Origin of the sequence: Streptomyces blattellae, assembly GCF_009709555.1 — a bacterium.
Classification (GTDB): Bacteria; Actinomycetota; Actinomycetes; order Streptomycetales; family Streptomycetaceae; genus Streptomyces; species Streptomyces blattellae.
In genome coordinates this window covers 19233-31140 of the sequence record NZ_WJBG01000153.1, presented here as the reverse complement: position 1 = coordinate 31140, position 11908 = coordinate 19233, and the positions used below count along the sequence as shown (strand labels likewise).

Annotated in this window: 11 protein-coding genes; 1 reads left to right on the top strand and 10 read right to left on the bottom strand. The window is 71.6% G+C overall.

Features of this window, described 5'->3' with window-relative positions; genetic code table 11:
• Positions 1–17: 17 nt before the first annotated feature.
• The 3 genes from GFH49_RS17990 to bldG all read right to left on the bottom strand — a co-directional run bounded on the left by GFH49_RS17990 (position 18) and on the right by bldG (position 3636).
• Positions 18–2423 (bottom strand): sodium-translocating pyrophosphatase, encoded by a 2406-nt coding sequence (locus GFH49_RS17990; protein ID WP_155056954.1) that lies wholly within the window; start codon positions 2421–2423, stop codon positions 18–20.
• A gap of 313 nt (positions 2424–2736) precedes the next feature.
• Positions 2737–3174: an ATP-binding protein gene (locus GFH49_RS17985; protein WP_155056952.1), complete on the bottom strand. Its 438-nt coding sequence runs from the start codon at positions 3172–3174 to the stop codon at positions 2737–2739.
• A gap of 120 nt (positions 3175–3294) precedes the next feature.
• Entirely contained in the window at positions 3295–3636 is a 342-nt protein-coding gene (bldG, locus tag GFH49_RS17980; protein WP_097267104.1) for an anti-sigma factor antagonist BldG, read from the bottom strand.
• A 158-nt stretch (positions 3637–3794) separates the two neighbouring features.
• Here bldG and sftH point away from each other — a divergent pair, with 158 nt between their 5' ends.
• Positions 3795–6224: a DNA 3'-5' helicase SftH gene (gene sftH / locus GFH49_RS17975; RefSeq protein ID WP_196218035.1), complete on the top strand. Its 2430-nt coding sequence runs from the start codon at positions 3795–3797 to the stop codon at positions 6222–6224.
• Here sftH and GFH49_RS17970 read toward each other — a convergent pair.
• The 7 genes from GFH49_RS17970 to ssd form a co-directional block, all read right to left on the bottom strand.
• Entirely contained in the window at positions 6133–6531 is a 399-nt protein-coding gene (locus GFH49_RS17970) for an Rv3654c family TadE-like protein (RefSeq protein WP_155056956.1), read from the bottom strand. The genes sftH and GFH49_RS17970 overlap by 92 nt on opposite strands.
• Positions 6532–6821: 290 nt before the next feature.
• Positions 6822–7187, bottom strand: a complete 366-nt coding sequence (locus GFH49_RS17965) for a TadE family type IV pilus minor pilin (protein ID WP_155056947.1) — start codon at positions 7185–7187, stop codon at positions 6822–6824.
• Positions 7174–7383 carry a DUF4244 domain-containing protein gene (locus tag GFH49_RS17960; protein WP_155056945.1) on the bottom strand — a complete coding sequence of 70 codons (210 nt, stop codon included), beginning with the start codon at positions 7381–7383 and terminating at the stop codon, positions 7174–7176. Before GFH49_RS17960 ends, GFH49_RS17965 begins: the two co-directional genes overlap by 14 nt.
• A gap of 72 nt (positions 7384–7455) precedes the next feature.
• The gene (locus GFH49_RS17955; protein WP_155056943.1) at positions 7456–8241 is read right to left on the bottom strand and encodes a type II secretion system F family protein; all 786 of its coding nucleotides are present in this window, start codon (positions 8239–8241) and stop codon (positions 7456–7458) included.
• A gap of 76 nt (positions 8242–8317) precedes the next feature.
• A complete protein-coding gene (locus GFH49_RS17950; protein WP_155056941.1) occupies positions 8318–9178 on the bottom strand; it encodes a type II secretion system F family protein in 861 nt (286 codons plus the stop codon).
• Entirely contained in the window at positions 9171–10361 is a 1191-nt protein-coding gene (locus GFH49_RS17945) for a TadA family conjugal transfer-associated ATPase (protein WP_155056939.1), read from the bottom strand. Before GFH49_RS17945 ends, GFH49_RS17950 begins: the two co-directional genes overlap by 8 nt.
• A complete protein-coding gene (ssd, locus tag GFH49_RS17940) occupies positions 10358–11470 on the bottom strand; it encodes a septum site-determining protein Ssd (RefSeq protein WP_155056938.1) in 1113 nt (370 codons plus the stop codon). The genes GFH49_RS17945 and ssd overlap by 4 nt, the downstream gene beginning before the upstream one ends.
• Positions 11471–11908: the final 438 nt, after the last annotated feature.

The following is an 11908-nucleotide window of genomic DNA, read 5'->3' as shown; positions in this document are numbered from 1 at the left end:
GGGCGTCGTAAGACCGTCTACGAAACCACCGCGGGATCGGCCGGCTTGGCCACTCGTTCGGCGTTGCCTTCGTCACCCACGGCGATGCCGCGTCGCTTGGAGACGTAGACCGCGCCGACGATCACCAGCAGCGAGAGCACCGCGATCGCGATGCGGACACCGACGCTCTCGTCCTCTCCGTAGCTGAACTTGATGACCGCGGGCGCGATCAGCAGTGCCACCAGGTTCATGACCTTCAGCAGTGGGTTGATCGCGGGCCCCGCGGTGTCCTTGAAGGGGTCGCCGACCGTGTCGCCGATCACCGTGGCGGCGTGGGCCTCGCTGCCCTTGCCTCCGTGGTGACCGTCCTCGACGAGCTTCTTGGCGTTGTCCCAGGCGCCACCGGAGTTGGCGAGGAACACCGCCATCAGCGTGCCGGTGCCGATCGCGCCGGCGAGGAACGCGCCGAGCGCGCCGACACCGAGCGTGAACCCGATGGCGATGGGTGCCATGACCGCGAGCAGACCAGGCGTGGTCAGCTCCCGGAGGGCGTCCCTGGTGCAGATGTCGACGACCTTGCCGTACTCCGGCTTCTCCGTGTAGTCCATGATCCCGGGCTTCTCACGGAACTGCCGCCGCACCTCGTAGACCACGGACCCCGCCGACCGCGACACCGCGTTGATCGCCAGCCCCGAGAAGAGGAAGACGACCGCCGCGCCCGCGATGAGGCCGACGAGGTTGTTGGGCTGCGAGATGTCCATCATCAGGTTCATCGGAGCGCCCTCGCCGGTCAGTGTCTCGCCGACGTCGCGCGCTCCGGTCGTGATCGCGTCACGGTACGACCCGAAGAGCGCCGATGCCGCGAGGACCGCGGTGGCGATGGCGATGCCCTTGGTGATGGCCTTGGTGGTGTTGCCGACCGCGTCCAGGTTGGTGAGCACCTGGGCGCCCGCCCCCTCCACGTCGCCGGACATCTCGGCGATGCCCTGCGCGTTGTCGGAGACCGGCCCGAAGGTGTCCATCGCGACGATCACGCCGACCGTGGTGAGCAGGCCGGTCCCGGCCAGTGCCACCGCGAACAGCGCCAGCATGATCGACGTACCGCCGAGCAGGAACGCCCCGTACACGCCGAGGCCGATCAGCACGGCGGTGTAGACGGCCGATTCGAGGCCTACGGAGATTCCGGCGAGGACGACGGTGGCGGGACCCGTGAGCGAGGTCTTGCCGATGTCCATCACCGGGCGGCGGTTGGTCTCGGTGAAGTAGCCGGTCAGCTGCTGGATGACGGCGGCGAGCACGATGCCGATCGCCACGGCCACGAGCGCCAGGATCCGCGGATCGCCGTCCTTGGCGGCGATCGCCGCATCGGTGACGCCGTCGAGTTCGGCGTACGACGACGGCAGGTAGATGAAGACGGCGATCGCGACCAGTACGAGCGAGATCACCGCGGAGATGAAGAACCCGCGATTGATCGCCGTCATCCCGCTGCGGTCGGACCGGCGGGGCGCCACGGCGAAGATACCGATCATGGCCGTGATCACGCCGATCGCGGGCACGAGCAGCGGGAAGCCGAGCCCGGCGTCGCCGAAGGCGGCCGTGCCCAGGATCAGCGCGGCGACGAGCGTCACGGCGTACGACTCGAAGAGGTCGGCCGCCATGCCCGCGCAGTCGCCGACGTTGTCGCCCACGTTGTCGGCGATGGTCGCGGCATTGCGCGGATCGTCCTCCGGAATGCCCTGTTCGACCTTGCCGACCAGGTCGGCGCCGACGTCGGCGGCCTTGGTGAAGATGCCGCCGCCGACACGCATGAACATGGCGATGAGGGCGGCCCCGAGACCGAAGCCCTCAAGCACCTTCGGCGCGTCGGCCGCGTACACCAGCACCACACAGGAGGCGCCCAGCAGACCGAGCCCCACCGTGAACATGCCGACGACGCCGCCCGTGCGAAAAGCGATCTTCATGGCTTTGTGCGAGACGGCGGTGAGATCCTTTTCCGGCTCACCCGCTGCGGGGGTCGCCTCGCGCGCGGCTGCGGCGACTCGCACATTGCTCCGTACGGCGAGCCACATACCGATATAACCGGTGGCCGCCGAGAACGCCGCACCGATCAAGAAGAACACTGATCGTCCGGCGCGCTGATTCCAGTCGTCCGCAGGCAGCAACATGAGCAGGAAGAACACGATGACGGCGAATACGCCGAGCGTGCGCAACTGGCGGGCCAGGTAGGCGTTGGCGCCTTCCTGGACCGCCGCCGCGATCTCCTTCATGCTGTCGGTGCCTTCGCCTGCCGCAAGCACCTGGCGTACCAGGACACCTGCGACCACGAGCGCCGCCAGCGCGACGACACCGATGATCGCCACGAGGATGCGGTTGTCGTCGGTCAGGACTGCGGCTGCGAAGGTAGTGGGTTGGTCCAGCTGATGAGGGGTAGAAAGCCCCGCCATTCGTCCTCCTTGACGCTTGGGCTGAGCTCAAGATGTGGACGGATTCTAGGTACCCGGACCTGATCAAAACAGTGCGCGGTAAACGGAATTAGCCTTCACATGCTCTTCAGCAAATGATCGACACCAGGCCACAGAACCCGAAAGTGGTAACACCTCAAGGGCATTGACGCCCGCATTGATGCTTGATCGAATTATCAGCCGATTGATCGTGAATTGATTCACGAAAAGGCTATGCCCAAGAGTCGACGCCGGGACAGATGCCGAAGGGCCCTGCTCAGCAGGGCCCTTCGGGGTAATGATGACGCCGGTGAGATCAGGGAAGCACCGCGGTCGGTGGCGTGGTGGGCCACGTCATACGGATCAGACCGCCGTGCTCGCCGGCGGTGACCTCCACGTCGTCGACGAGGCCGCTGATGACCGCGAGGCCCATCTCGTCCTCCTCGCTCTCCGCGTCGGGGTCCTCGGCGGCGCCACCGGGCGCGCGATCGCCGGGGGCCGAACGCGGTGCCTCGTCGCCGACCTCGATGGAGAACTGCTTCTCCTCCTCGATCAGCAGCACCTTCACCGGCGCCGTGATGCCGCCGCTCTGGTGCAGGCCGACGGCACGGGTGCAGGCCTCGCCGACGGCGAGCCTGACCTCGTCGAGGACGGCCTCGTCCACTCCGGCCCTGCGCGCCACCGCTGCCGCCACCAGTCGGGCGGTCCTGACGTGCTCGGGCAGCGCGCTGAAGCGGAGTTCAACGGTGGCCATGCATCCCCCTCGGAACTTCGGGCGTGCTGTCGGGGGACCGGGCTGCCGATAGCCCGGACCCCCTCATGAACTTCTTCCGTCCCGGGCACGGACGACTGATCACTGGCCCGGGTCCGGCGGTCAGTCGGTGGCCGCCACCGCTTCCTCGACCGAGGTGTGGATCGGGAACACCTTGGTGAGACCGGTGATGCGGAAAATCTTCAAAATGCGCTCCTGGTTGCAGACCAGGCGCAGCGAGCCCTCATGGGCACGAACACGCTTCAGGCCGCCGACCAGCACGCCGAGACCGGTGGAGTCGAGGAAGTCCACGCCCTCCATGTCGACGACGAGGTGGAAACTCCCGTCATTCACCAGCTCGACGAGCTGCTCGCGCAGCTTGGGCGCGGTATATACGTCGATTTCGCCACCGACCTTGACGATCGTGCGATCGCCGACGGTCTCGGTCGACAGGGACAGGTCCACGGATCCTCCAGCACCTTGCTATCGAGCGGTCGCCCCTCGGGACACCTCGGCAGGGCCCGGGACGGTTCGCCAGCCGCGATGGCATTCAATCACTTACGGCAGGCGTGCACGACGCCTTGGTCCCATTGTCCGTCACGCCGGTGACACACTCGGTACCGATGGCCAAGAATCACCGATCCGATCGACGCTCGACGGACCCCGCCTCCCGCCTCGCTCCGGGCACGGTCCTGGACCGGCTCGCCGCGGGGCCGAGCCGGGCTTCGCGCATCACTCATACGGAGCACTTGCCCCCGCGCGAGGGTCGCCATGCCGTCTGGCCCGACCGGATCCGTGCCGAGGTCATCGCAGCAGTGCAGTCAGCGGGCATCGAGCACCCTTGGGCCCACCAGGCCCGCGCGGCCGAGCACGCCCTGGACGGCGACTCGGTGGTCGTCGCCACCGGCACCGCCTCCGGCAAGTCCCTGGCCTATCTGGTCCCGGTCCTGTCGACCCTCCTGGACGGCGCCGAGGCGCCGAACGGCCGCGGTACCACCGCCCTCTACCTGGCCCCCACGAAGGCCCTGGCGGCGGATCAACGCCGAGCTGTGAAGGAAATTTCACAACTGCTGGGCAATTCGGTCCGGCCTGCGGTCTACGACGGTGATACGCCGTTCGAGGAACGTGAGTGGATCCGCCAGTACGCCAACTACGTCCTCACCAACCCGGACATGCTGCATCGCGGCATACTCCCGTCCCACCCCCGCTGGTCCTCCTTCCTGAAGTCGCTCAAGTACGTCGTCATCGACGAGTGCCACACCTACCGCGGTGTCTTCGGCTCCCACGTCGCCCAGGTGCTGCGCCGGCTGCGCCGCCTGTGCGCGCGGTACGGCGCCTCGCCCGTGTTCCTGCTGGCCTCCGCGACCGCCGCCGAGCCGTCGGTCGCCGCCCGCCGCCTCACCGGCCTCCCAGTGGTCGAGGTGGCCGACGACGCCTCACCGCGCGGTGAACTGGTGTTCGCCCTGTGGGAACCCCCGCTCACCGAGCTGCAGGGCGAGAAGGGTGCACCGGTCCGCCGTACCGCCACCGCGGAGACGGCCGACCTGCTGACCGACCTCGCCGTCCAGGGCGTGCGCACGGTCGCCTTCGTACGCTCCCGGCGCGGCGCCGAGCTGATCTCGGTGATCGCCCAGGAACGGCTGGCCGAGGTCGACCGCGCCCTGGCCCGGCGCGTGGCCGCCTACCGCGGCGGCTACCTCCCCGAGGAGCGCCGCGCCCTCGAACAGGCCCTGCACTCCGGCGAACTCCTCGGCCTCGCCGCGACCACCGCCCTGGAACTCGGCATCGACGTCTCCGGGTTGGACGCGGTCGTCATCGCCGGCTACCCGGGCACGCGCGCGTCCCTGTGGCAGCAGGCGGGCCGGGCGGGCCGGTCGGGGCAGGGGGCGCTCGCCGTCCTGGTCGCCCGCGACGACCCCCTGGACACCTTCCTCGTCCACCACCCCGAGGCCCTGTTCGACCAGCCGGTCGAGTCGACCGTCCTGGACCCGGACAACCCGTACGTCCTGGCCCCGCACCTGTGCGCGGCGGCGGCGGAACTGCCGCTGACCGACGACGACTTGGAGCTGTTCGGCCCCGAGACCGAGAGCCTGCTGCCGCAGCTGGAGGCCGCGAAGCTGCTGCGCCGCCGGACCAAGGCCTGGCACTGGACCCGCCGGGAACGAGCCGCCGACCTGACCGACCTCCGGGGCGGCGGCGGTCAGCCGGTGCAGATCGTCGAGTCCGGCACCGGACGGCTGCTCGGCACGGTGGACGCGGGCGCCGCCCACGCGACCGCGCACGAGGGCGCCGTCCACCTCCACCAGGGCCGTACCTACCTGGTCCGGTCACTGGACCTGGACGACTCGGTCGCCCTGGTCGAGGAGGCCAACCCGTCTTACACGACGGCCGCCCGCGACACGACGTCGATCTCCGTCCTGGAGACGGACGTCGAGATCCCCTGGGGCGACGGCCGCCTCTGCTACGGCTCCGTCGAGGTCACCAACCAAGTCGTCTCCTTCCTGCGTCGACGTGTCATCACCGGTGAAGTGCTGGGCGAGACGAAGCTCGACCTCCCGCCTCGTACGCTGCGCACGCGTGCCGTGTGGTGGACGGTCACCGAGGACCAGCTGGACGCCGCCCGGATCAGCCCGGAGATCCTCGGCGGCGCCCTGCACGCCGCCGAGCACGCGTCGATCGGCATGCTGCCCCTCTTCGCGACCTGCGACCGCTGGGACATCGGCGGCGTCTCCATCCCGCTGCACCCCGACACCCTCCTCCCGACGGTCTTCGTCTACGACGGCCACCCGGGCGGCGCGGGCTTCGCGGAACGGGCCTTCCACACCGCCCCCTCCTGGCTGACGGCCACCCGACAGGCCATCGCGTCGTGCGAGTGCGACGCCGGGTGCCCCTCCTGCATCCAGTCCCCCAAGTGCGGCAACGGGAACGATCCGTTGCACAAGAGGGGCGCGGTACGACTGCTCACGGTCTTGCTGCGGGGGGCTCCGGAGGAGAAGGAGGAGGAGGAGGAGGAGGCAGAGCCGGGGAGGGAGCGGGTCCCGCCCGTGCCCTGACCTCGGCCGCGAACGGGCCCCGGCCCGAAGCCGCCGTCACGTCCGAGATCTCGCCCACGACATCGCACCGCACAAGGCGCGTGCCCTGGGCTCTCGCCACCCGGTCCGCCCGGGCGCAGGCCGCGGTGCCGCCCTCCGCCCAGTGATCGGCCGCCGCCAGCGCGGCGAGATCCGCGACGCCCGCCGCACGATGCCGGGCCACGACGCCCTGCCCGAGGGCGAGGACCACGCCGAACACCACACACAGCACGGCAATCGCACCAACGGTCCAGACGGTGGCGGACCCCCTGTCGGAGCACCGTGCGATGGCCCCCGTGTCAGAGCCCCGCGCGAGGGACCCCCTGTCGCAGCACCGCGCGACGAACCCTCGTTCGCTACACCACGCACCAGAGTCCCGTTCGGTACACCATGCACCAGAGCCCCGTTCGGAACACCACACACCCGAGCCCTGTTCGGAACACCACACACCCGAGCCCCGTTCGGAACACCACACACCCGAGCCCCGTTCGGAACACCACACACCCGAGCCCCGTTCGGAACACCGGACGGCGGCGAACCCCCGGCGCAGACCGAAGCCTCTCACCATGCCCGTGCCCCTCAACTCCCCACCTCCACACTGTCCTCCACCAACGCCACGGCCTCCTCCCGCACTTCGAAAGGCAACACGCCCAGCGCCGGTGGCTTCGCCACGACCACCACGCGAACCTGGTCCCCTTCCCGGCTGAGCGTGACCTGCGCGCCCTGGGGTGCCGCCTCGCGAGTCACTTCCACCACCGCGTCGGCCGGGTCCTGGCGGGCCGCCGCGCGGGCGCCCGTCCTGGCAGCGTCCACACACCGGATCTGAGCGGTCACGACGAGCAGCCCGCCCACCAGCGCCATCACGAACATCACCAGCACCGGCAGCACCACGGCCGACTCCGCCGTGACGAATCCCCGGTCTTTCTCCCGCTCACATCCGCGCATCGAGCGCCCGTTTCACGATGGCCTGCAGTTCGGCGTCGACCTGCCCGCTCGTGACCACCTTGTAGAGGACCACCGCGAACGCCACCGCCGCGACGATCCCCATCGCGTACTCGGAGGTGACCATCCCCGCGTCCCTCCGCGCCGCCCGCGTCCCGCACACCAGGGCGCGCAGCCGCGCCCACACCGCCTTGTACATCTCAACCCCCGTGAGGTTCGGTCCTGCTGCTCTCTCGCTGTTCGTCGTACGTCCTTCACACGCGCCGCACCGTCATCCACCACCCCCTCCCAGCACTCCGCCCGCGAGCCCGATCACCACAGGCAGCACGCCCACCGCGATGAAGGCGGGCAGAAAGCACAGCCCCACCGGAACGGTGACCATGACGGCCGCCCGTCTGGCCCGTGCGGTCGCGGTGCGGGCCCAGTCGGCGCGGGCCTGCGCCGCGAGGCGGGCGACAGGTCCGGCCGCCGGGACTCCGGACACGCCGGCCCGCTCCAGCAGCCGCGCCAGCGCCCCGGCCTCAGGCAGCGAGGCCAGCCTCCGCCAGGCCTCACCGGGTTCACCGCCGAGCCGTACCTCCGCCGCACCCCGCGCCAGCGCCTCCCCCACGGGGCCTCCCAGCGCTTCGCCCACAGCCTGTGCGGCGATCACCGGACCGGCGCCCGCGGCGATGCAGGCCGCCAGCAGATCGGCCGCGAGCGGGAGTTGACGCGCCGCCTGGCCGACGTCGATCTCTTCGCCCGGCCCCGCCTCCAGCCGTCGGCGACGCCACAGCCACAGCCCGACCGCACCGACCAGCCCGACGACGATCCCCGCGATCCCGCCGACGACAGCCCATCCGGCCGCCAGAACCCCCACAACCGGAGCCCACCGCCGCACGGCGCCCCGCACATCGACGTGCACCCCGGCGGACGCCACCTCCAGCCCCAGCAACTCGGCGACCCGCCTCCGCGCCCTCCGCTCACGCCGTACCGCCGCCATCCACCGCACCACCCACCCGAGCACCAGCACGGCCCCCAGGACCGCCCCCACCCTGTGGACGACTTCCGCACTCACTTCGACTCCCTCTCCCGATCTCCACGGACTTCAGCGCCGGGCACCCACCAGCCGAACCGCGCGCCCGACCCACCCCTCACACCGCCTCGGCCCCCCGCACGATCCGAGCCACCCACCACACCCCCACCGCCTCCAGCAGCCCTCCGGCCACCAGGCACGCCCACCCCGCCCCGGTGTGCAGCAGGACGCGCAGCGGGTCAGCACCGAGCGCCGTGCCGAGCGCGAGCCCGAAGGCCGGAAGTGCGGCGAGCAGCACCGCCGTGGAGCGGGCGCCGGCCAACTGGGCTCGTAGATCGGCCCGTTGGTCGCGCTCAGCGCGCAGCGCCGACTCAAGCCGATCGAGGCCCGCCGCAAGCCCCGCGCCCTGGTCCACGGCGACCCGCCAGCAGGCCGCGAGGCCCAGCAGCCCCTCGGCTCCCGGCTGTCGCGCCGCGCCCGCCAGCGCACCCGGCACATCACCGCCGAACCTCGCCGCAGCCAGCACCGCCGCCTGCGCGCTCCCCAGCCCGCCGGAGTCACGCGTCGCACACAGGAGTGCCTCACCCGGCTGCCGCCCCGCCCGCACCTCTCCGGCGAGCCCCGCGCACAACGCGATCACCGCGTCCGCGCGCCGCTCCCGGGCCCGCCGAGCCTCCGCGGCCAGCCGCAGCCGCCGGAGCAAGGGCACTCCGGCCGCCCCCGCGACGAGCGGCAGCACCGACGCACCCAGTACCGCCAGCACCAGTCCGGCGGCCGGCGCCCACCACTCGACCCGCAGCCGCCCACGGATCCGCCGCAGCCGACCGACCGCCTCCCGCCACGCGGGCGGACCGGTCCCCACCGCCCCGCCGCCCGCGAGCAACAACTCCGCCCGCCGCACCCCGGAGTGCCATCCACTCATCAGCCAGATCACGGCTCCGGCGCACGCCACAGCAGCAGCCGACGACAGCTCACCCATCCCGATCACCCCTCCGTTCCCGAGCGCCACACGCGCCCCGCAGCAACTCCCGCAACCGCTCCCACCCCCGCTCCCGCACAAACGCCTCCTCGCCCCACCGCAGCGCCGGCACCGTCCGCACCAGCCCTGACGGGTCCCGCTCCAGCACATGCATCTCGGCGATCCGCCGCCGCCCGGCCCGGTCGCGCACGAGATGCAGTACGACTGCCAGGGCGGCCGCCAGTTGGCTGTGCAGGGCGGCCCGGTCGAGCCCGGCCGCCGTGCCGAGCGCCTCCAGCCGGGCGGGTACATCAGCCGCCGCGTTGGCGTGGACGGTCCCGCAGCCGCCCTCGTGGCCGGTGTTCAACGCGGCCAGCAGATCGACCACCTCGGGCCCGCGCACCTCCCCCACGACGAGCCGGTCGGGCCGCATCCGCAGGGCCTGCCGTACGAGGTCCTCAAGGGTGACCAGGCCCGCGCCCTCCTGGTTGGCCGGCCGTGTCTCCAACCGCACTACGTGCGGATGGTCGGGCCGCAGCTCCGCCGAGTCCTCGGCGAGCACGATCCGCTCGCCGGATCCGACGAGCCCCAGCAGCGCGCTCAGCAGCGTCGTCTTCCCGGTGCCGGTCCCGCCGCTGATCAGGAAGGACAGCCGGGCCTCCAGCAGCGCCCGCAACACCCGGTCCCCGCCGGGCGGCACCGTGCCCGCCGCCACCAGCTCGTCCAGCGTGAAGGCCCGGGGCCGTACGACCCGAAGGGCCAGGCAGGCACAGCCCACGGCGACCGGAGGCAGCACCGCATGCAGACGTGTCCCGTCGGGCAGCCGGGCGTCCACCCACGGCCGGGCGTCGTCCAGCCGCCGCCCGGCCACCGCGGCCAGACGCTGCGCAAGACGTCGTACGGCCGCGGCGTCCGTGAAGGAGACCGACGTCAGCTCCAGTCCGCCGCCCCGGTCGACCCACACCCGGTCCGGGGCGGACACCAGGACGTCGGTCACCGAGGGGTCGGCGAGCAGCGGTTCCAGCGGGCCGCTGCCAACCAGCTCGGACCGCAACTGCCGGGCCGCGCCGAGGACTTCGGCGTCTCCCAGCACCCGCCCCTGCTCCCGCAGCGCCTGTGCCACGCGCGCGGGTGTCGGCTCGGCGCCGCTTTCGGCCAGCCACTGCCGTACGCCGTCCAGCAACGGCCCGGAGAAGGTGTTCATGCGGCGTTCGCCTCCACCAGCGCCCGCTCCCAGAACCCCTTGCAGAACCGCGCCAGCGGTCCGCGTCCGGAGGCCCCGGGCGGCGACTTGCTCTCGTGCGGACGCAGCAGCCCGGATTCCACGGGCACTTCGCCGGCCAGCGGCAGGCCGAGCAGCCGGGCGACCTCGCGGTCGTCGAGCCCGGGCGCGTACGGCCCGCGTACCGCCACCCGCAGATCGCGCAGGACCATGCCGACGGCGGAGGCCACCCGCCCGGCGGCGGCAACCGCGCGCAGTTCGGCGGGCACCACGAGCAGCCCGACATCGAGCTGGGCGAGTACCTCAGCGACGCCGTCGTCGATACGGCGGGGCAGATCGACCACGACCGTGCCGCCCCGGCGTCGGGCGGCGGCGAGGACCGCGCGTACGGCCTGCGGCGGGACGGCGATACGGTCGCCGCGATCCCAGCTGAGCACCCGCAGCGAGTGCAGCCGCGGCAGCGACTCCTCCAGGGCGCCGCCGCCGACCCGGCCGCGTGAGGCGGCGAAGGCAGGCCAGCGCAGGCCCTCGGCGGTCTCGCCGCCAAGGAGGACGTCCAGTCCGCCGCCCAGCGGGTCGGCGTCCACGAGCAGCGTGCGCAGTCCCTCCCGCGCGGAGGTGACGGCAAGAGCGCACGCGAGCGTGGACGCGCCGGCTCCGCCGCGGCCGCCGATGACGCCCACGGTGAGCGCGGCCCGCCCGACGCCCTCCGCCACGTCGGCGATGCGGTCCACCAGCCACTGCTCGCCGTCGGGCAGCATCAGCACATGGTCGGCGCCGATCTCTACGGCCCGTTTCCAGACCCCGGGGTCGTCCTGATCCCGGCCGACGAGCACGACTCCCCTTCTGCGCGCGGCCCCGCACACCCGCCGCGCCGCGTCGTCCCCGACGAGGACCAGCGGCGCCGCCTCCCAGCGGCCTCTGGGCTCCGGCACCCCGTGATGAACCTCCGGTGTGGCGCCTGCCGCCGCGCACAGGCGCAGCAGATCGTCGAGCAGGTCGGCGTCTTCCGTGATGATCAACGGTCCGTCCTGTCGCCCTCCGGCGGCGGGCTGCGGATCGTGAGTGACGGCTGCGGCCACGATGTCCATCCCCCTTCGCACGGGCCCAAGCAGGCCCGCGACACATCTCTCGCGCAGGACCACACCGGCCCCGCGACACATCTCTCGCGCAGCCACTGGGGCCCCGCGATTCCCAAAGGTGTGAAGAACCGGCAACCGGCCTCCATATGAACTGCCGATAGGAACCAGCCAAACACGCCCGGCAAACCGGAACCGGTCATGAAGTCGGCCCGGTCGGGGCGCGCTGCAATCACGGTGCAGCGAACCCGGAAATCGTGTGGATCTTGGTCGATAACTGTGGACGACTCGACGGTTGTGAATATCGCCGTCACCCATACCGGTGACCCCCGCACCGCCTCCCGTGCGCCTTCCGCAGAGCAGCCCAACGACTACACACAGTCATAGATCATGCACATGCCAAACCGCCTCGGCAGCTGCCTCGCGATGACCCCGCGGGCACACATGGAA